Annotated in this window: 17 protein-coding genes and 1 pseudogene; 12 read left to right on the top strand and 6 right to left on the bottom strand. The window is 69.9% G+C overall.

Annotated features, from left to right (window positions below; translation table 11 throughout):
* Positions 1–22: 22 nt before the first annotated feature.
* Complete coding sequence (locus tag Ate02nite_RS32035; protein WP_203811583.1) at positions 23–409, top strand: hypothetical protein; 387 nt, start codon at positions 23–25, stop codon at positions 407–409.
* A 3-nt stretch (positions 410–412) separates the two neighbouring features.
* Here the strand turns inward: Ate02nite_RS32035 and Ate02nite_RS32030 are convergent, their stop codons facing one another.
* Together Ate02nite_RS32030 and Ate02nite_RS32025 are read right to left on the bottom strand one after the other, a co-directional pair.
* Positions 413–1,012 (bottom strand): TetR/AcrR family transcriptional regulator, encoded by a 600-nt coding sequence (locus Ate02nite_RS32030; RefSeq protein ID WP_203811582.1) that lies wholly within the window; start codon positions 1,010–1,012, stop codon positions 413–415.
* Positions 1,013–1,037: 25 nt separating this feature from the next.
* Positions 1,038–1,967, bottom strand: a complete 930-nt coding sequence (locus Ate02nite_RS32025; RefSeq protein WP_239147846.1) for a LacI family DNA-binding transcriptional regulator — start codon at positions 1,965–1,967, stop codon at positions 1,038–1,040.
* A 136-nt stretch (positions 1,968–2,103) separates the two neighbouring features.
* On the opposite strand from Ate02nite_RS32025, the gene Ate02nite_RS32020 reads away from it, so the two are divergent.
* The 7 genes from Ate02nite_RS32020 to Ate02nite_RS31990 all read left to right on the top strand — a co-directional run bounded on the left by Ate02nite_RS32020 (position 2,104) and on the right by Ate02nite_RS31990 (position 10,193).
* Complete coding sequence (locus tag Ate02nite_RS32020) at positions 2,104–3,435, top strand: aminomethyl transferase family protein (protein WP_239147845.1); 1,332 nt, start codon at positions 2,104–2,106, stop codon at positions 3,433–3,435.
* A gap of 66 nt (positions 3,436–3,501) precedes the next feature.
* Positions 3,502–4,359, top strand: a complete 858-nt coding sequence (locus tag Ate02nite_RS32015; RefSeq protein ID WP_203811581.1) for a methylenetetrahydrofolate reductase — start codon at positions 3,502–3,504, stop codon at positions 4,357–4,359.
* Position 4,360: 1 nt separating this feature from the next.
* Positions 4,361–5,266 carry a formyltetrahydrofolate deformylase gene (gene purU / locus Ate02nite_RS32010; RefSeq protein ID WP_203811580.1) on the top strand — a complete coding sequence of 302 codons (906 nt, stop codon included), beginning with the start codon at positions 4,361–4,363 and terminating at the stop codon, positions 5,264–5,266.
* Positions 5,266–6,093, top strand: a complete 828-nt coding sequence (locus tag Ate02nite_RS32005; protein WP_203811579.1) for a bifunctional 5,10-methylenetetrahydrofolate dehydrogenase/5,10-methenyltetrahydrofolate cyclohydrolase — start codon at positions 5,266–5,268, stop codon at positions 6,091–6,093. The genes purU and Ate02nite_RS32005 overlap by 1 nt, the downstream gene beginning before the upstream one ends.
* Positions 6,090–7,226 (top strand): aminodeoxychorismate synthase component I, encoded by a 1,137-nt coding sequence (gene pabB / locus Ate02nite_RS32000; RefSeq protein ID WP_203811578.1) that lies wholly within the window; start codon positions 6,090–6,092, stop codon positions 7,224–7,226. Before Ate02nite_RS32005 ends, pabB begins: the two co-directional genes overlap by 4 nt.
* The gene (folE, locus tag Ate02nite_RS31995) at positions 7,192–7,782 is read left to right on the top strand and encodes a GTP cyclohydrolase I FolE (protein WP_203811577.1); all 591 of its coding nucleotides are present in this window, start codon (positions 7,192–7,194) and stop codon (positions 7,780–7,782) included. The genes pabB and folE overlap by 35 nt, the downstream gene beginning before the upstream one ends.
* Before the next feature lie 257 nt (positions 7,783–8,039).
* Entirely contained in the window at positions 8,040–10,193 is a 2,154-nt protein-coding gene (locus tag Ate02nite_RS31990) for a HelD family protein (protein WP_203811576.1), read from the top strand.
* Here the strand turns inward: Ate02nite_RS31990 and Ate02nite_RS31985 are convergent.
* On the bottom strand, positions 10,190–11,398 hold the full coding sequence (locus Ate02nite_RS31985; protein ID WP_203811575.1) for an FAD-dependent oxidoreductase: 1,209 nt from the start codon (positions 11,396–11,398) through the stop codon (positions 10,190–10,192). The two genes, Ate02nite_RS31990 and Ate02nite_RS31985, sit on opposite strands and share 4 nt — an antisense overlap.
* Before the next feature lie 287 nt (positions 11,399–11,685).
* On the opposite strand from Ate02nite_RS31985, the gene Ate02nite_RS31980 reads away from it, so the two are divergent.
* On the top strand, positions 11,686–12,690 hold the full coding sequence (locus Ate02nite_RS31980) for a serine hydrolase (RefSeq protein WP_203811574.1): 1,005 nt from the start codon (positions 11,686–11,688) through the stop codon (positions 12,688–12,690).
* A gap of 66 nt (positions 12,691–12,756) precedes the next feature.
* On the opposite strand, the gene Ate02nite_RS31975 is transcribed toward Ate02nite_RS31980, so the two are convergent.
* Entirely contained in the window at positions 12,757–14,295 is a 1,539-nt protein-coding gene (locus Ate02nite_RS31975) for a multicopper oxidase family protein (RefSeq protein ID WP_203811573.1), read from the bottom strand.
* A 112-nt stretch (positions 14,296–14,407) separates the two neighbouring features.
* Here Ate02nite_RS31975 and Ate02nite_RS31970 point away from each other — a divergent pair, with 112 nt between their 5' ends.
* Positions 14,408–15,535 carry a sensor histidine kinase gene (locus tag Ate02nite_RS31970; protein WP_203811572.1) on the top strand — a complete coding sequence of 376 codons (1,128 nt, stop codon included), beginning with the start codon at positions 14,408–14,410 and terminating at the stop codon, positions 15,533–15,535.
* A complete protein-coding gene (locus Ate02nite_RS31965; RefSeq protein WP_203811571.1) occupies positions 15,532–16,215 on the top strand; it encodes a response regulator in 684 nt (227 codons plus the stop codon). Before Ate02nite_RS31970 ends, Ate02nite_RS31965 begins: the two co-directional genes overlap by 4 nt.
* On the opposite strand, the gene Ate02nite_RS31960 is transcribed toward Ate02nite_RS31965, so the two are convergent.
* Positions 16,167–17,330 carry a glycosyltransferase gene (locus Ate02nite_RS31960; protein ID WP_203811570.1) on the bottom strand — a complete coding sequence of 388 codons (1,164 nt, stop codon included), beginning with the start codon at positions 17,328–17,330 and terminating at the stop codon, positions 16,167–16,169. The two genes, Ate02nite_RS31965 and Ate02nite_RS31960, sit on opposite strands and share 49 nt — an antisense overlap.
* Positions 17,327–18,046, bottom strand: a complete 720-nt coding sequence (locus Ate02nite_RS31955) for a lysophospholipid acyltransferase family protein (RefSeq protein ID WP_203811569.1) — start codon at positions 18,044–18,046, stop codon at positions 17,327–17,329. The genes Ate02nite_RS31960 and Ate02nite_RS31955 overlap by 4 nt, the downstream gene beginning before the upstream one ends.
* On the opposite strand from Ate02nite_RS31955, the pseudogene Ate02nite_RS49085 reads away from it, so the two are divergent.
* Positions 18,009–18,596 (top strand): annotated as a pseudogene (locus Ate02nite_RS49085) (DUF998 domain-containing protein); the annotation flags it as partial. The gene Ate02nite_RS31955 and the pseudogene Ate02nite_RS49085 sit on opposite strands and share 38 nt — an antisense overlap.
* Between the last annotated feature and the right edge of the window lie 13 nt (positions 18,597–18,609).

The following is an 18,609-nucleotide window of genomic DNA, read 5'->3' as shown; positions in this document are numbered from 1 at the left end:
CGGCCGAGACGCCCTGGAGGGGATGCGCGACCGGCCGCATCGCCGCAAGGCGTGGCTCGCGTGGGACCGCGACGACGTCGCCCGGATCTTCGCCGGCATGTACGAGCCGGGGGAGAAGCGGTTCAAGTACATCGACACGCCGGCCGCCTTCTACGCGGCCTCGCAGTTCGACCGGGTGGAACGCGAGGGCGAGTTGATCGGTGTCTCGACGCTGTGCAGCTACACCGCGAACGTCCGGGGCTGGATCTCGGTATGCATGCTCGATGGACAGGTCGGCTACGGCGACCGGGTGGAGCTCGTGTGGGGCGAGCCGAACGGCGGCTCCGCCAACCCGGCCGTTGAACGGCACGTCCAGACGACCATCGGTGCGACCGTCGTCGAACGGCCGTTCCCGATCGGCAGGAGCTGACGGCTATCCACGCCCGGCGCCGTTGAGGAACGTGTCCACCGCGGCGGAGATGCTCGCCTCGATCTCGGCCGCGGTGGGCCGGTCGTCGGCGTTGATCAGCAATCGCATCTGCAACGCCCCGACCATCGCGTGATAGAGCTGCGCGGCGGCGAGCATCGTGTCGTCGATCGCGACCAGGCCCGATGCGGTGAGTGTGTCGAGGTAATGGGCCAGGACGGTGTATCCGACGGCCGGGCCGTGCTGGAAGAACGTCTGGCCGAGGCCCTCGACCCGGACCGCCTCGGCCGTGATCAGCCGGTGCAGGGCGATCGCCCCGGGTTCGAGAACCACAGCGGCGGAATGCCGGCCGAATTCCCGCAGCGCCTTCGCCGGGTCGGAGTCGCTCGGATGGAAGGACCTCAGAGGTTTGTTGCGCTCATCGATCAACATCTCCACCGTCGACCGGAACAGGTCGGTCTTGTCGGTGAAATACCGGTACAGCGTGCCTTTCGAACCACCGACGGCGACGAGTACGTCGTTCATGCTGACGCCGGCGTATCCGTGCACCGTGAACAGGGCGGCGGCCTTGCGCAGGATTCGCTCCCGCCGCTCTTCGCTGTTCACGAACGGTGAGTATAGTGTGCCGCTTTTATGCCGATGCGCGGACGATCACGCTGGCCGGTTTCGACATCAGATCCGTCATGTCGAGGCCGAGAATGGAGCGGGCGGTGCGCCGGCCGTGCGCCTCGGCATCGATGTGGACGGTGGTCAGCGCCGGATTGAACAGGGCGCCGTATTCGGTGTCGTCGAAGCCGATGACCGCGACCTCGTCCGGCACCGCGACACCCAGGTCGGCCAGGGCGGTCAGGGTGCGCAGCGCGACGTCGTCGTCGTAGCCGGCGATCGCGGTGACCTCCGGATGCGCATTGCGGAACGTAGCGACCGCCGCTGCTCCCGCTGCCCGGGGCCGGGGCACGACGAGCTCGACGAGGGGGGCGAGGCCGCAGGTCCGCAGGGCGTCGCGGGTGAAGCGCAGCCGTGTCTTGACCAGCGGCGCCTGCTCGCCGATGGCCAGCGCGACGTGGCGATGCCCGCGTTCGGCGAGATGGCCGATCTGGATGGCGGCGTGCGCGGCCAGGCCGTCGAGCCGGCCGCCGCCGTAGTCGTCGAGTTCGTGTCCGGTCAGGTACGGCTCGCCGAACTGGAGGATCGCGCGCGGATTGATGGTGTCGAGCGCCTGGCGGGTGGCTTCGGCGGTGGCTGGACCGTGTCGTACCAGCAGAACGTGGTCGTGCAGCGCGAGTTCCTGGTCGAGGCCCCGGATGTAGCTTCGCGAGTAGTTGCCCTCCAGGCCGGTGTCGATGTGCATGATCACTATCCGGGAGGCGCCCTCGCGCAGCGCCCTGGCGATGGTGTGCGGCTTGTACCCGAGGTCGCGCACGGCCTGCAGGACGCGCGCCCGGGTGGCCGGCGAGATCGTCTGGTTCGGGGTGGCGTTGAGGACGAAGCTGACCGTCGCCCGGGACACCCCGCTCGCCGCCGCCACGTCCTTCAGCGTCGCCCGCCGCGCATCTGCCATGCCATGACCGTACCGATGCCGTTGAGCGAAGTGGTCCTTGCCACAGTGCGAAACAGCGATGTAGCTTCCGTAACTAGCTCGATTTAGTTCTGCAACATCCAACCCTGTGAACAGGGAAAACCGGAAGGAAGCCCGAATGGGACCACTCAGTCTTCAGGACGGCATCACCAAGGCCGGCTCGCCGATCAAGATGCTGTGGAAGCCCGGCGCCGCGCCCTGGACGCCCGAGGTCGTCGAGAAGGAATACGCCGGCTGGCGGCCGGAGCAGACGGCCTGGCACGAGGGCGTCGCGCTCTCCGACCTCTCACACCACATGTACGACCTGTTCATCGACGGCCCCGACGCCACCAAACTGCTGGCGGCGGTCAGCGCCAACAACTACGAGAAGTTCGCGATCGGCCAGGCCAAGCAGATCGTCCCGGTCACCCGCGACGGCTACATCGTCACCGACGGCATCCTCGCCCGGCTCGGCGAGCAGAGATACACCCTCAGCGGCATCCCCGCCTCGCAACACTGGGTGCAGTGGCACGGTGAGCAGGGCGGCTACGACGTCTCGTTCACCACCGACCCGTCCTCGGCGTACCGGCCCGGCGGCGGCGACCCCGCACTGTTCCGCTTCCAGGTCCAGGGGCCGCTCGCCCAGCAGGTGGTGGAGAGCGTGTTCGGCGGGCCGCTGCCGCCGACCAAGTTCTTCCACACCGCCGAGGTGACGCTGGCCGGGCGCCGCTTCCGCGCCCTGCGGCATGGCATGGCCGGGCAGGCCGGGTACGAGTTCATCGGCGACTGGACCGACGGCGCGTACGTCAAGGAGGCCCTTCTCAAAGCCGGTGAACCGCTCGGCATCGTGCACGTCGGCGCGCTCGCCTACACCACCGCGTCGGTCGAGAGCGGCTGGATCCCGTCACCCACCCCGGCGATCTACACCGACCCGGAACTGGACAGCTACCGCCGCTGGCTGCCGCTGTTCGGCATCGAAGGCCAGCGGCCACTGCACGGCAGCCTCTTCTCGGCGAACATCGAGGACTACTACGTCACCCCGTACGAGCTGGGCTACGGCCGGCTCGTCCACCTCGACCACGACTTCATCGGCCGTGAGGCGCTGGTCAAGGCCAAGGACAATGCCCGCTTCACCAAGGTGACCCTGGTCCTCGACAACGAGGACGCGCGGCGGGTGATCGGCGACGGGACGGATCCGGGTTTCGTGCTCAGCTATGCCCGGCAGCGCATCGAGACGACCGGCGGCGACCTGATCGGCAGCACCTACCACACCGCATCACTGCACCCCTACGACGCGATCCTGGCCCTCTCGCTGATCGACCCCGGGCACACCACACCGGGTACGACGGTCGAGGTCGTCTGGGGCGATGCCCCCGGCACCGGCGAGAGCGTCGACCTGCCCCGCATCCGCGCCACCGTGCAGCCCACGCCGTACAACGAGCACGCCCGCACCGCGTACCGCCGGAACTGACCCTCCCGCACTGCCAGCCCCGCCGCGCGAGCGCGGTGGCGATGACTCCTGCCCATGAGGAGACCCATGACGTCCACACCCCTGAGGTCGCAGCGGCTCACCGAGCTGTTGCGCGGCTTCTCCCTCGAGATGACCGGCAAGGACATCGGCGAGCTCGAGTCCGCCGACATCCCGGCCGGCACCCGGATCAACGTCACCTTCCTCGGTAACGAGGACCTCGCGATGCGGGTGGCCGCGGCGCGCGCCGTCACGCGGCGGGGCTGGATACCCGTACCGCATGTCTCAGCCCGCCGGCTGGCCTCCGCGCCGATGCTCGCCGAATTCCTTTCGGCCCTGCGGGCCGAGGCGGCCGCGGACGAGATCTTCGTGGTCGGCGGGGACCCGAGCCAACCGCACGGCCCGTACGCCGATGCCCTCTCGGTGATCCGGTCGGGCCTGCTCGAGAAGCACGGCGTACGGCGGGTCAGCATCACCGGCTACCCGGAAGGCCACCCCGGCATTCCCGAGCAGGTGCTCTGGCCGGCCCTGATCGACAAACACACGGCCCTGCGCGAGAAGAACCTGACCGGTGACGTGATCACCCAGTTCGGGTTCGACGCCGACCCGGTACTGGACTGGATCGAGCAGGTGCGCGAGCACGGCGTCACCAGCCCGATCCGCATCGGCGTGCCCGGCCCGGCGGGCGTGCGACGTCTGCTGCGCTTCGCCACCCGGTTCGGCGTCGGCACCGGCACCTCGATCGCCAAGAAGTACGGCCTGTCGCTGACCAACCTGATGGGAACCGCCGGACCCGACCGCTTCCTGCACGCCCTCGCCGGCGACTACCACCCCGCCCGGCACGGCGAGGTGAAGCTGCACTTCTACACGTTCGGCGGGCTTCGAGCCACCGCCGAGTGGATCACCAATTTCCGGAAGGAGGGCTGACATGACCATCGTTCAGCAGGCGCCTCTGCAGACGCCGTCGCGCACACCAACCCACCACCAAGCCTCACTGATCGTGCACGGCCGCGACCGCACCGGCATCGTCGCGGCGGTCGGCGCGGTGCTCGGCAAACACCAGGCCAACATCGTGTCGCTGGACCAGTACTCCGACGACCCGCTCGGCGGAGCGTTCTTCCAGCGCACCGTCTTCAGCCTGAACAACCTCAAGGCCGCGCTCCCGCAGATCGACCGGGACCTCAAGACGGCGCTGGCCAAGGGTTTTGACCTCGAATACCGGCTGCGCGACCTGTCCATCCCGCAACGAGTGGCGATCTTCGCGTCCAAGGCCGACCACTGCCTGCTCGACCTGCTCTGGCGGCACCGGCGCGGCGACCTGCCGGTCACCATCGCCATGGTGATCTCCAACCACCCCGACACCGCCGACGAGGTACGCGCCTTCGGCATCCCGTTCTTCCACGTGCCCTCCGCCGGACCGGACAAGTCCGCCGCCGAAGCCGAGCACCTGCGTCTGCTGCGCGGCAACGTCGACTTCGTAGTGCTGGCTCGCTACATGCAGATCCTCTCCGGCGACTTCATCGCCCGGCTCGGCGTACCGATCATCAACATCCACCACAGCTTCCTGCCCGCCTTCATCGGCGCCGGCCCGCATGCGAAAGCCAAGGAACGCGGCGTCAAACTGGTCGGCGCCACCGCGCACTACGTCACCGAGGACCTCGACGAAGGCCCGATCATCGAGCAGGACGTGGTCCGGGTCAGCCACGCCGACTCGGTTGTCGACCTGCAACGCCGCGGCGCCGACGTGGAACGCGCGGTGCTGTCGCGGGCCGTGCAGTGGCACAGCGAGGACCGGGTCATCCGCCACCACAACCACACGATCGTCTTCGCCTGATGACCACCTTCATCGACGGCAAGGCCGTCGCCCTGCGGGTCCGGGCCCAGGTCGCCGCCGAGGTGGCGACCCTCAGCCGCAAGCCGGGACTGGCCACGATCCTGGTCGGCGACGACCCGGCCAGCGCCGTCTACGTGGCCGGCAAACGCAAGGCGGTTCGCGAAGCAGGCATGCGTGACCTGCACCGCTACCTACCCGCCACAGTGTCCCAGGGCCAGGTCGCCGCGGTGCTCGACGAGCTCGCCGCCGACCCCGGCTGCGACGGCATCCTGCTGCAGCTGCCGTTGCCGGCGCACCTCGACCCCGGCGCGCTGATCGACCGGATCCCCGCCGGCAAGGACGTCGACGGCCTCACCACCCACAGCGCCGGCCTGTTGGCCCGCGGCGAGAACGGCCTGCGTCCGTGCACCCCGAGCGGCGTCATCGAACTGCTCGCCTCCGAAGGAGTCAAGATGCGCGGCGCCCACGCCGTCGTGGTCGGCCGCTCCTCGCTGGTCGGGCACCCGATGGCCGAGATGCTGCTGCACCACGACGCCACCGTCAGCGTCGCCCACAAACACACCACCGACCTGGCCGCGCTCACCCGCACGGCCGACATCCTGGTGGTCGCGGCGGGCGTGCCCCACCTCATCGGAGCCGAACACGTCAAACCAGGCGCGGCCGTCATCGACGTCGGTATCCACCGCACCCCGCACGGCCTGACCGGCGACGTCCGCACCACCGAGCTGCGCGGCATCGCCGCGCAGGTCACACCGGTCCCGGGTGGCGTCGGCCCGATGACCATCGCCATGCTGATGGCGAACACGCTGCGTGCCGCCCGCCGATGAACAGCGTCGCCCGGTTCGACGACCTGACGGCCGGTCGTGCCCTCGCCTTTCCGCCCCCACGGCGGGTGGTGAGCACCGACCGCGTCAGTGAGGTCCCGCAGGTGCTGGCCGAGGTGGAACGGGCAACGGCCGGCGGCGACTGGGCCTACGGCTACGTCGCGTACGACGTAGCGCCCGACTCACCACCGCCGGCCTGGTTCGGGATCACGGCGCCACCGACCGACGTCGCGCCGGTGACACCGCCGCGACCCGGCGCCGCCGAGCCGACCCGGTGGGTACCCGGATGGAGCGCCGCCGAGCACGCGCGGGCGGTCGATGCGGTACGGAAACGGATCGCGGCCGGCGACACCTATCAGTGCAACCTCACCGACCGCCTGGAGACCGACTTCACCGGCGACCCATTCGCGCTGTACGCCCAGCTCGCCACCGCCCAGCGTGGCGGCTACAACGCCTACCTCGACCTCGGCCGGTACGTCATCGCCAGCGCCAGCCCCGAACTGTTCTTCGAACAGAGCGGCAACAAGATCCGGACCCGGCCGATGAAAGGCACGGCCGAGCGCGGACAGGATGCCACGCACGACCGGGAACAGGCCCAGCGGCTGCGCACGAGTGCGAAAGAGCAGGCCGAGAACGTGATGATCGTCGACCTGCTCCGCAACGACCTGGGCCGGATAGCCGAGCTCGGCACGGTGGAAGTCACCGACCTGTTCACGCTCGAGCCCTACCCGACCGTCTGGCAGATGACCTCTGAGATCACCGCCCGGCTGCGGCCGGGCACCGGGCTCGCCGACATCTTCACGGCACTGTTCCCCTGCGGATCGATCACCGGCGCACCGAAGACGAGCAGCATGGCGATCATCCGCGACATCGAGCGCGGCCCTCGCGGCGTCTACTGCGGAGCCATCGGCATGCTCGCCCCACCGACTGAGCCGCTCCGGGCGCGGTTCAACGTCGCCATCCGGACCGCCGTCATCGATCGGCAGACCGGCCGCGCCGTCTACGGTGCCGGCGGCGGCATCACGTGGGGCTCCGACCCCGCCGCCGAACACGCTGAACTCCTCGCCAAAGCCGCCGTCCTGACCATCGGAGAAGACCGCCATGTCAACACCCACCGCGACGCGCGTCGTCGCTGACAGCCAGGCCATCGACCTGGACGCCGCCGAACTGGCCGCCCGGAACTTCCTGAACGCCTTGAACATCGCCACCGACGGCGAAACCATGCGCGACACCCCACGGCGGATGGCCAAGGCGTACGCGGAGTTCTTCACCCCCCGCCCGTTCGAGCTGACCACCTTTCCGAACGACGGCAGCTACGACGAGCTGGTGCTGGCCCGGGCCATACCCTTCCGGTCGGTGTGCGAGCATCACCTGCTGCCGTTCTTCGGCACCGCCACCGTCGGCTACCTACCCGACACCCGCATCCTCGGCCTGTCCAAACTCGCCCGCATCGTCGAGCACTTCGCGCTGCGCCCGCAGGTCGAGGAAAGGCTCACCAAGCAGGTGGCCGACTGGATCGCCGAACGCCTGCAACCCAAGGGCGTCGGTGTGCTCATCGAAGCGGAACACACCTGCATGACCCTGCGGGGAATCCGAGCCACCGGCGCCACAACGGTCACCTCCGCCATGCTCGGCCGGCTACGCGCCGACGTCCGCACCCGACAGGAGTTCCTCGCCGTGGCCCGCGGATAATTCTGCCCGGGTGCCTCTTCGCCGGCTCGCGCTGGATCGACAGGCCGCAATGCCTGCGCATTCTTTAGAACGAATGCAGCGCACGGCCGAGCAGGTCCGGACCGAATAATCAAGGCCGAATTCTGCTGCCGGAGACAGAAGGCGACCGGGAATCGCAAGCCCGTGAGATTCCTGTCTCTTCCATTCGAATTCATCTTCCCGATCTCCCTAGCATTGCCGGTCGAACGCAAACCGAATCGCTTGTGTGAGGTTTCCCTATGCACCGGAATGCCGAGGAAATTCGCCGTCAGGTCGCCATCGCCGAGGAACAGACGTTTCTCGACACGGCCCTGACGCGCCGGGATCGAGTGGCCGCCAACCTGGCGGAGCGGGCCGAGCAGGCTGCCACCGACGACGACGGGGACCTCACCCGCCGGCGGATGCTCCAGCGCCAGTACGAGGAGATCCGGCAGACGGAGAGCGGGTTTGTCTTCGGGCGTCTCGACGGCCTCGACGGCACGGTACGGCACATCGGCCGGGTCGGGCTGCGGGACGAGGACGTGCAGGCCGACCCGCTGGTCGTGGACTGGCGTGCCCCGGCCGCGCGGCCCTTCTACACCGCGACGGCGATCGACCCGCAGGGGCAGGCCCGGCGCCGGCACGTCCGCACCAGCGGCGCGGTGGTGACCGGCGTGGACGACGAGCCGCTGGACGGCACGGCGGCGTCCGACCTCGTCGGCGAAGGTGCCCTCCTGTCGGCACTGGACCAGCGGCGCACCGGGCGCATGGCGACGGCGATTTCGACGCTGCAGCACGAGCAGGACGACATCATCCGCGCCGACGCGACCGGGCCGCTGATCGTTCAGGGCGGCCCGGGTACGGGCAAAACGGTGGTGGCGTTGCACCGGGTGGCGTACCTGCTGTTCACCCACGGGCAGATGGCGGAGCAGGCGGTGCTGGTGCTCGGGCCCTCGCCCCGGTTCCTCGACTACATCGCCCAGGTGCTGCCCGCGCTCGGCGAGACGGCGGTCGTGTCCGCCACCTGTGACACCCTGGTTCCCGGGGCCACCGTCGAGCGTGCCGAAGACCGGCGGATTTCGGAGATCAAGGGGCGCGCGCTGTGGCAGCCCGCGCTGGAGGCATACGTGCGGGCGCTCCTGCCGCCGGTGCGTGACCTGGGCCTGCGGTGGGAGGGCGAGGCGTACGTCCTCGACGCGCAGGCCGTTGCGGACGCGCTGGCCTCGGCGACGGCCGGTCGTTCCTACCACCGTGCCCGCCAGGCCTTCGCCGAGCACCTGCACCAGTTGCTGGCCGACGCCGTCGCCGAGCAACGCGAGGCGTTGCTGCAGCAGATGGAGGAGGGCTTCGAGGACATCCTCGCCCGATTCGACCGCCGGGCCGAGCCGCAGGCGACGGCCACCGGCAGCGACGTCGACGGGCTGATGTCGGACGAAGAGATCGAGGAGCTGCGCGAGCGTATCGCCGGCAGCGCCACCATCGCGCGGTTCGTCGAGACGTGGTGGCCGACGCGGGATCCCGAAGCGATGCTCAGGCGCCTGCTCGGCGACCGGGCCCTGCTGCGCCGGTTCGCACCGGCGCTGTCCGCGGAGGAGGTCACGCTGGTCTCCGCTACCGCCGCGCTGCCGTGGGCGTCGAGTGACATCCCGCTGTTCGACGCGGTCGTGGACCTGCTCGGCGACCGGCCGGCGGCCGCGCCGCACGGTGCGAGTGTCGCGGAGCGTGCCCGGAAGGATCGGGCATGGGTGTACGGGCATGTCGTGATCGACGAGGCGCAGGAGCTGTCCGACATGCAGTGGCACATGGTGCTGCGGCGGTGTCCGTCCCGCTCCATCACCGCGGTCGGCGACATCGACCAGACCGAGGCGTCACATCGGCACACCAGCTGGACGCAGGCGGTGCAAGCGACGCTCGGGGAGCGCTGGACCGCGGCGGAGCTGACCATCTGCTACCGCACGCCACGCGAGGTCATGGAGCTCACCGGGCCGGTCCTGGCCAAAGCCGGCAGCCTCAACACCCCGCCGAGGGCGGTTCGTTCGACCGGCATCACCCCGTGGAAGCTCACCGTGACGCCGGGGGAACTGCTCGACACGGCGACCGCGACGGTCGAGAGCCTGCGGCAGCGCTGGGTGGGTGGGACGGTGGGCGTGGTCGCGTCCGCCGCGTACGCCGAAGAACTCGCGGCCGTCCTGGACGACGTGCCGGTACTCACCGCCACCCAGGCCAAGGGCCTGGAATGGGACGCGACCCTGGTGGTGGATCCCGATGGCATCACGGCCGAGCCTCGAGGCTGGAACGGGCTCTACATCGCGCTCACCCGATGCACCCAGGAGCTCGGCCGCCTCCAGGTCGCACCGCAGGGCCCAGAGCACATCGAGGTGCGGGCGGATGTGCCCTGGGCCGTTCGGACCTAGACGGTGCGGTGGCCGATCACCTTCTGGCCGACGAACGCCGACTTTCGGATGGCCTCGTAGGCATAGTCCCGCATGGTCTCCTCGTAGGTGCCGATGCCGCTGATCAGCGTTGTCCTACCCCTGGCCGCGGCCAAAAGCTGATCGCCCAGGACGTGCGCGTCGCGCAGGGCTGTATTGGCGCCGATGCCCAGGGCCGGACTCATCGCGTGGACGGCGTCACCCATGACGGTCACCGTCGACGGCTCCCAGGCCGGAACCGGGATGCAACTGCGGATCGCGAGCGCCTGCACGGTGGCGGTGTCCCAGAGCCGGACGATCTCCAGCAGATCCGGATGCCAGCCGGCCAGTCGCTGCAGCGCATACTCCTTCAGCTCTCCCGGTCCGGCGCTGAACAACTCGTCATCCGGGATCATGAGATCCGCCGTCGAGTTGAAGATGCTCAGCGCGTAGTTCTCCTGGGCCTCCAGCTGGAACTCCGCGTCCTGCTCGAGGACCAGGGCCGACCGGGGGTCGGTGCGTTCCAGCGGGGCGAGGGTCAGGCCGGTGTGATCGCTGTCGTACGCCATGGAGAACGCGTTGTACAGCTGCGCCGGGAGCTTCGCCTTGTTCTGCGGAGTCAGGGGGATCTTCGCGGCGATCGACCGGGCCCCGAGGTCGGCGACTCGGACCTGGGGCAGGCGCTGCGCGCGGACGGCGGAGTTGATGCCGTCCGCGGCGATGAGCACGTCGGCCTCCCTCGTGCTGCCGTCGGCCAGCAGCACGGTGATGGTCGAGTCGGGGTTGGTGCGGTAACCGGTGACCTGTGCGCCGAAGTGCACGAGGTCGTGCAGGCCGAGGTAAAGGATCCGGCGCAGCGTGGAACGGCACACCGCGAGGTGTTCCGGGATGTCGGTGGGTGCCCCGATTCCGGACATGGCGGCCTTGTCCCGGGCGGGGCGCATGGTGAGGTGCTCGTCGAAGAGCAGCATGTCCTCGTCGGGCAGGCCACAGGTTGCGAGGAACAACTCCCACAACCGTGGTTCCAGCGCGGCGTGCAGAGCCGAGGTCCCGGTCGAGTTGATGTGTACCCGGTAGCCGGCTTCACGGGCGGACAGGCCGGTGTCGCGCTCGTAGACGGACACGGTGAGGCCGTGGCGGTGCAGATAGTGGGCCAGGGTCAGGCCGGACAATCCGGCCCCGGCGATGGCGATGCGTGTCTCGGACACAGTGCTCCCAGTGCGTGTAGTCGCATGCTCGGAACACACCGGGGCCCTGCCGTCGGACAGGGAGGTTGCGCAGGCCGTCGGCCCGCGACCCGGACTACCGACCGGGACGCATTTTCGTGTGCGGCCTGAATTATAGCGATTCGGTCGTGGTGCGGCGGCGTGATGATCCGCTCCGCCGGCCCTCGTTGACAGAGATTTCGTGTTGTGCTCGCGGCCTCGCTGTCTCCGGGCATGAGCGGAGGTGTTGTACGTTGCCGCCTGACCTTTCCGTCCACAAAGGAGGCACTATGCCAGCCAAACTTTCCCGTCGATCCGCGCTCGGCCTTGGCGCTGCCGCTGCCGCGGCGGCGACGGTCGGGGTCAGCTCACCCGCGGAAGCCGCCGTGTCCGGGAATGCGCGTATCAAGAGGGTGTACGAGAAGGAGAAAGCCAAGGTCGGCGGCATGTGGCACACCCACATGGCGGCGGTGGACGCGACCGGTGCGATCACGCCGTTCGTCGAGGACGACGCTGACCACGTCACGTACGGGTACAGCGTGCAGAAGCTGGCCGTGGCAACCGCGGTGCTCGACAAGGTCGACCGGGGCGAGCTCACCATGGGCACCAAGCTCGATCTGCAGGGCGACATCATCCTCGGCGGTTCGGGCATCTACTTCCTGCAGGGCACGTACGGCGACGACCTCACCGTCGCCGGCTTCCTGACCGCGATGCTCCTTGTCTCGGACAACACCGCCGTACGCCTGTGTGGCCGGCTGGTCCCGGCGCTGGAGATCAACGAGATCCTCGCGGCCAAGGGTTTCGCGCAGACCCGGGTCATTCCGGTGGCGAACCCGAACCGCTTCTATCTGGGTGTGACCACGCCGCGCGAGATGCACGACCTGCTGTGGCGTCTGGCGAACAAGACGCTGCTGTCGCCGGCCTCGTGCGACTTCATGCTCCGGGTAACCCGCGGCCTCAGCGGCTACCACGACGGCGTCCGCCGGGTGATGTCGTCGCGGGAGCGGGAGCGCGTCGCCACGAAGTACGGCGCCGACTTCAACGACCTGGGGGAGTCGCGGCACGAGGTCGGCATCATGTTCGACGCGAACGGCGTGCCACTGCTGACGTACGCGATGTTCGCCGAGGGCCTGGGCGACCCGGAAAACTACGGCGCGACGCACCCAGCAGTCGAGGCGCACGCAAAGATCGGCCGCACGCTGATCGACAACCTGCCCCCGGCACCGACCGCCACGGCCGCGACAGTGGCGCCGCGGTCGAAGCCGCAGCACTTCAAGCCGGTAAACGGAGGCTGACACGGGTGCGGTCATGGCAGCCGCGGCCACCGGCGCCGCCTGCCATGACCGCACACAGCTGTCCGGTCAGCGAGTCACCTGGAAGGTGGCCATCATGGCCATGTCCTCGTGTTCCAGGTTGTGGCAGTGCAGCAGGTAGCGGCCGGCGTAGTCGTCGAAGCGGATTGCCACCTCTACCAACTCGTGAGGGCTCAGGTCGACCGTGTCTTTCCAACCCTGGTCGGTGGGGGCGGGTGGGCCGCCGTTTCGGGAGATTATCTGGAACGGGGACAGGTGGATGTGTACCGGGTGTTGGGTGTCGCTGGCCAGGCGCCAGATCTCTACCTCGCCCAGCTTTGGGGTGGCGTCTATCCGCTGGGGGTCGAACTCTCGGCCGTTTATTACCCAGCCGTCTGCCTCGTGGCCCATGCTCTGCACCTTGCCCTGGCGGAACATCCAGTCGCGGGTGGTGGCGGCGGATTTCGGGAGCGGCTCCACTGCGGCTAGCCGGGCGGGGATCGTACTGTTGTCGGTGGCCTTGTGGGTTACCGCGAATCGCATGACCTGGCCGGAACCGTCGCGTAGGACGACCTTGGTGCCTACCGGATAGGCCGCGAAATCGACGATCACATCGAATCGCTCGGCGGGGGCCACGGTGATCGCGGTGTGCGAGATCGGGGCGGCCAGCAAACCCTGGTCTGAGCCGATCTGGATCAGCGGCGCCGGCGGGTCGAGGGTCAAGTCGTAGCGGCGGGCATTTGAGGCGTTGAGGATTCGGAAGCGGTAGCGGACTGCGGCCACCGGCAACTCCGGCCATGGGGCGCCGTTCACCAGGATCACGTCGCCGGTCGCGCCTCGCATGTGGGCTGCGTCGATGCCGGGCATGCTGATCAGGTGCGGGTCCATCGCGGGGTAGGTGAAGGCGCCGTCGGCGTCGAACGCCCGGTCGGTGATCATCAGGGGGATGTCTCGGTCGCCGCTCGGCAGGTGCAGGGCCGCCTCCTCGTCGTCGGTGATCAGGAAGAAACCGGCCAGGCCGCGCCATACCTGTGGGCCGGTGAAGCCCATCCGGTGGTCGTGGTACCAGAGCGTCGCCGCTTGCTGATCCACCGGATACGTGTAGTCGCGGGTGCCTGCGCTGGTGGTGCCGCCTACGGCCTGGGACGCGTAGCCGGAGCCGCCGGCCGCCGGCAGCACCAGGTCGGTGGGGAAACCGTCGCTCTCCGCCGGCGTGTGGCCGCCGTGCAGGTGCACCACCGTCGGCACGCCCAGCTGGTTTCGGTAGTGCAGGACGGTTCGGCGGCCTCGCCTCGCCTTGATGGTCGGGCCGGGGAAGATTCCGTCGTAACCCATGATCGGGGTACGCAGGCCGGGCAGAATCTCCGCGTTCGCCTCGCGGGCGGTCAGCTCGTAGTGGTCGGTGTCGCTGGTGCTGCGCGACGGGCGCTTGACCGGTGGGATCGGCAGCCGGGCGGTGAACGGCTCGGGCAGCTTCGCGGCCGAGGTGAGCGGCTGGTCGGCGGCCGTCCCCGGCTCGTTCTTTCCGCACCCGGCGAGCGAGGTCAGCGCCACCACGCCGGCCGTCTGCAGCAGGCGACGGCGGCCGAGTCCACGTAGGTCAGTCATGGCGACGACGATCGCGGCCGCGCCCGGTAATCCACGTCGTCCAGCGGCGGTAGATCACGACTACTGCCGATGGACGACTTTTTTGTCGGGGGGCTCCGATAGCGTGCGGTCCATGTCGGCCCGATCCCATCCCCAGCTTGTCGACGCGGGGCTCGGTCTGCTGGTGGTCACCGTGATCCTGCTTGCCCACCGGTTCGGGCCGGCCCACTCGCTCGATGCGGAGGACCTGGTGACCGGAGTGCTGGCGGTGCTGCTGATCACCGCTCGCCGCCGGTGGGTCCTGCCCGTGTTCGGCCTGGTCACGGTGGCCACGGCCGGGTTCAATCTGCACGCGGCGCTGGCCGGGCCGTTGCTCGCGGCCAGCGTGATCTGCACCTACACCGTCGCGTCGCGGACCACCCGGACCATCGCCGCGGTGGCCGGCGTCATCACCGTGGTGACCGTCTACGTCGCCGTGGTCATCGGGGCCGGGCGCAGCTGGAGCGATCCGCTCAACGCCACCATCGTGGCCTGGGGTGTTGCCGCGGTCGCGGTCGGGGAAGCGGTGCGCAGCCGGCGCGGGCAGATGCGGGTGGTCGAGGAACGGGCCCGGCAGGCCGAGCACGGGCGCGAGGAGGAGGCCCGCCGGCAGGTGGTGGAGGAGCGGCTGCGGATCGCCCGGGACCTGCACGACGTGGTGGCGCATCACATCGCGGTGATCAACGTGCAGGTCGGGGTGGCCGTCCATCTGCTCCGGGATCAGCCCGATCGGGCCGAAGAGGCCCTTACGCACGTACGCCGGTCGGCGCGAACCGTGCTGTCCGAACTCGGCAGCGTCCTTGACGTGCTGCGCGGGCCGGACGACACCGCCCCGCCGCCGGGGCTTAGCCGGTTGCCGCAGCTGCTCGACTCGCTCGCCGCCGCGGGGCTGCAGGTCGACTACCAGACTGACGGCGAACCCCGGTCACTGCCGTCGGCGGTGGACCTGGCCGCGTACCGGATCGTCCAGGAGGCCCTCACCAACGCCCACAAACACGGGGATGGCGGCGCGGCGCGACTGCTCCTCGCGTACACCTCGGGTGGCCTTGGCATTAGGGTTTTGAATTTGCCGGGGGCGGGTGCGGTCAGCGGGACCGGGCACGGCCTGATCGGTCTGCGGGAGCGGGTCAACTCCGTCGGCGGCACGGTCCGCGCCGGGCCGGACGACGACGGCACGTTCACCGTCGACGCCCACCTCCCGCTGGTGAAGGACCCCGCATGACGATCCGCGTGCTGCTCGCCGACGACCAGACCCTGATCCGGGCGGGGTTCCGGGTGCTTGTCGACAGCGCGCCCGACCTCGAGGTGGTCGGCGAGGCTACCACCGGCCGCGAAGCGGTCGAACTCGCCGCCCGCACCCGCGCCGACGTGATCCTGATGGACATCCGGATGCCCGAGATGGACGGCATCGAGGCCACCCGGGCGATCACCGCCGACGAGGACCTGGCGGGGGTGCGGGTGCTGATCCTGACCACGTTCGAGCTCGACGAGAACGTGCTGCGGGCCCTGCGCGCGGGGGCCAGCGGTTTCCTCAGCAAGAGCGTCGAACCGGCCGACCTGCAGGAGGCGATCCGGGTCGTCGCGCGTGGCGAGGCGCTGCTCTCGCCCAAGGCCGTGCGCGGCCTGATCACCCGTTTCCTGGCCCAGCCGGGTCCGGGGCCGCTGCCCGCGCCGGACCGGCTCACCGCGCTGACCGACCGCGAACGCGAGATGATGGCGCTGGTCGCGGCCGGCCTGTCGAACGACGAGATCGGCGAACGCCTCTACGTGTCGCCGCTGACGGTCAAGACCCACGTCAACCGCGCGATGATGAAGCTCGGCGCCCGCGACCGCGCTCAGCTGGTGGTCATCGCCTACCAGTGCGGGCTGGTCCGGCCGGGAGACTTTCCGGCCCGGCCGTAGATCGCCTGCAGGCGACCAAGAAAAACCTCCGGGGTGTACGCCGCCACGGCCGCCCTACCTTCGCGGGTCACGGCGGCGCGCAGGGCGTCGTCGTCCAGCATGCGCAGCAGCGCGGCGGCGAGCGCCTCCGGCGTCGGCTCGCAGGTGAACCGGGCGGCGTCGGCGGTTCCCGGCCGGGCCGCCAGCCCCGGATCGGCGACCACCACCGGCAGGCCGATCGCCTCCGCCTCGGCCAGCACCAGGCTCTGGGTGTCTGTGGTGGAGGCGAACGCGAGCACGTCGGCGGCCCGGTAGAAGCCGGCTACCTGGTCGTGTGGCACCGGCGGGTGCACCTCGACGTGCCGGTCCAGGCCCAGCGCGGCGATCCGGCGGGCCAGGTGCCGGCGCTGCTGGCGCACCCCGAGCAGCACCAGCCGGGCGTCCGGGCGGGCCGTGCGCACCCGGTCGAACGCTTGCAGCAGCAGTTCCGGGTTCTTCTCGGCGGTGGCCCGGCCGACCGACAGCACCACGCTCCCGTTGTTGCGCACCGGTTCCAGCGTGGTGGCCGGGACCGGCGTGGGCAGCACGCGGACCTCGCAGGCCGGTTCGAACTCCGCGAAGCCCGCCGCCGTCTTGTCCGAGGGTGCGATGGCCACCGCCATTCGCGCGAACATGCCCTTGCCCAGTTCGATCAGCCGCCGGTGCCGGATCGCGCCGGGCCTGGTCAGCTCCAGGTACTCCCGGGCCGACCAGCCCAACCCCAGCTGCCGGGCGCACCAGGCGGCGCCGATCGGGACCTCGACGAACATGTCCGCGTACGCCACCACGTCGGTGTGCCAGGTCGCCACCAGCGGCACGCCCCAGTCGGCGGCGGCCCGGAAACCGGTCATCCCGATCGGGCCGGTGCTGTGCACATGGACCACGTCGGCCGGCCGGGGCGTGAACGGCAACCCCACCCGGACCTGCCGGAACGGCACCGGCAGCGAGCGGACACCGGGGCCGCTCATCAGTGGGCCGGGCCGGTAGAGGTCGACGTCGTGGCCGGCCTCGCGCAGCAGCCGCACGGTCAGCTCGGCCGACCGGGCGACACCGTCCGGGCGGCCGGGCTGGCTGTCGCAGAAGTGGGCGATCCTCACGACTCGGCGAGGGCCTTCCCGATCGACTCCCGGGCCGCCTCCCGGAGGGCGTACGCGTCCGGGAAATCTGTCGGCGTGAGCGGCGGCAGCACCTCGATCCGCGCCCGGATCTGCTCTTTGAGAATGAGGCCCTTGCGGGGCAGGGCCTGGCCGGTGCCGTGCACCGCGATCGGGAAAACCGGCACGCCGTGCCGCATGGCCAGGTCGAACGCGCCGTCCTTGAACGGCCGCAGGGAGCCGTCCGAGGTGCGGGTGCCCTCCGGGAACATCATCAGCGGCGACCCGGCCGCGAGCAGCTCGTTGCAACGCTCCATCATCCGGCGCACCGACGCCCCGCTGCCCCGGACCACCGGCACGTAGCCGTTGAGGCGCATGTTCCAGCCGATCACCGGGACCCGGAAGATCTCCTGCTTGGAGACCCACTTGAACGGCCGGAACAGGGCGAACAGCACCAGGATGTCGATCAGCGAGGCATGGTTCGCGACCAGCACCGCGGCGCCGTGCCAGGGCAGCCGGTCGCGGCCGGCGACCCGCAGCCGCCAGAGCGGGTTGACGTAGACGTAGAACGCCGCCCAGGCCGACGAATAGAGGTGCAACGCGACCCGGCGGCGGTCGAACGGCAGCGTCACCAGCCACACCAGCAGCGCACCGACGAAGAACACCGGGCAGGTGAGAACGATGAACGCCCAGTACGCCACCGAGAACACCCTCAGCATGGCGACTCCTAAACTTGGACGGATGAGGTTGCCGGCTTTCGGGGTGCTTGCCGCGGTTCAGATGATCGTAGCGAGCACAGTGGATGGACTGACCCGGCCCGGCTACGACCAGACCCGCAACTGGATCAGCCAGCTGTCCCTCGGCCCGGGCGGCTGGCACGGCACGCTCAACCTGGCCACCTGCGGCCTCTGGCTGATCCTCGCGGCGATCGGGCTGCGTCGCTGGGCCGGCGCTCTCATCCTCTGGTGCGGGCTCTGCCTCGTCGCGCTCGCCGTCATCCGGACCGACGCCGGGCTGGGCTTCCCGCCCGGCGTGGCCACCGAACACACCACCCGCGGGCTGATCCATCAGCTGATCGCCATCACGCTCGGCATCGCCGGGATCGGCGCGGTGGCCCTGCTCGGGCCCCGGCGGGTGGCGTGGCCGCTCGCCGCGGTGATGACGGTGACGTTCGTGGCGGCCAGCGTGCTGGTGGTGCTGGACGCCGGCGGGGTGCTGCCGAACAACCCGAGCGGGCTGCTGGAACGGGTCGCGCTGTTCGCCGGGCTCGGCTGGATCGGCT

Source organism: Paractinoplanes tereljensis, assembly GCF_016862435.1.
Lineage (GTDB): Bacteria > Actinomycetota > Actinomycetes > Mycobacteriales > Micromonosporaceae > Actinoplanes > Actinoplanes tereljensis.
This window is presented reverse-complemented; position numbering and strand designations above follow the sequence as displayed.

Bases quoted from the DNA above. Each gene is read 5' to 3' on its own strand.
- Ate02nite_RS32035 (WP_203811583.1), top strand. From the start codon at position 23: ATGCGCGACCGGCCGCATCGCCGCAAGGCGTGGCTCGCGTGGGACCGC.
- Ate02nite_RS32025 (WP_239147846.1), bottom strand. From the start codon at position 1,967: ATGGCAGATGCGCGGCGGGCGACGCTGAAGGACGTGGCGGCGGCGAGC.
- Ate02nite_RS32020 (WP_239147845.1), top strand. From the start codon at position 2,104: ATGGGACCACTCAGTCTTCAGGACGGCATCACCAAGGCCGGCTCGCCG.
- Ate02nite_RS32015 (WP_203811581.1), top strand. From the start codon at position 3,502: ATGACGTCCACACCCCTGAGGTCGCAGCGGCTCACCGAGCTGTTGCGC.
- purU (WP_203811580.1), top strand. From the start codon at position 4,361: ATGACCATCGTTCAGCAGGCGCCTCTGCAGACGCCGTCGCGCACACCA.
- Ate02nite_RS32005 (WP_203811579.1), top strand. From the start codon at position 5,266: ATGACCACCTTCATCGACGGCAAGGCCGTCGCCCTGCGGGTCCGGGCC.
- pabB (WP_203811578.1), top strand. From the start codon at position 6,090: ATGAACAGCGTCGCCCGGTTCGACGACCTGACGGCCGGTCGTGCCCTC.
- folE (WP_203811577.1), top strand. From the start codon at position 7,192: ATGTCAACACCCACCGCGACGCGCGTCGTCGCTGACAGCCAGGCCATC.
- Ate02nite_RS31990 (WP_203811576.1), top strand. From the start codon at position 8,040: ATGCACCGGAATGCCGAGGAAATTCGCCGTCAGGTCGCCATCGCCGAG.
- Ate02nite_RS31980 (WP_203811574.1), top strand. From the start codon at position 11,686: ATGCCAGCCAAACTTTCCCGTCGATCCGCGCTCGGCCTTGGCGCTGCC.
- Ate02nite_RS31975 (WP_203811573.1), bottom strand. From the start codon at position 14,295: ATGACTGACCTACGTGGACTCGGCCGCCGTCGCCTGCTGCAGACGGCC.
- Ate02nite_RS31970 (WP_203811572.1), top strand. From the start codon at position 14,408: ATGTCGGCCCGATCCCATCCCCAGCTTGTCGACGCGGGGCTCGGTCTG.
- Ate02nite_RS31965 (WP_203811571.1), top strand. From the start codon at position 15,532: ATGACGATCCGCGTGCTGCTCGCCGACGACCAGACCCTGATCCGGGCG.
- Ate02nite_RS31955 (WP_203811569.1), bottom strand. From the start codon at position 18,046: ATGCTGAGGGTGTTCTCGGTGGCGTACTGGGCGTTCATCGTTCTCACC.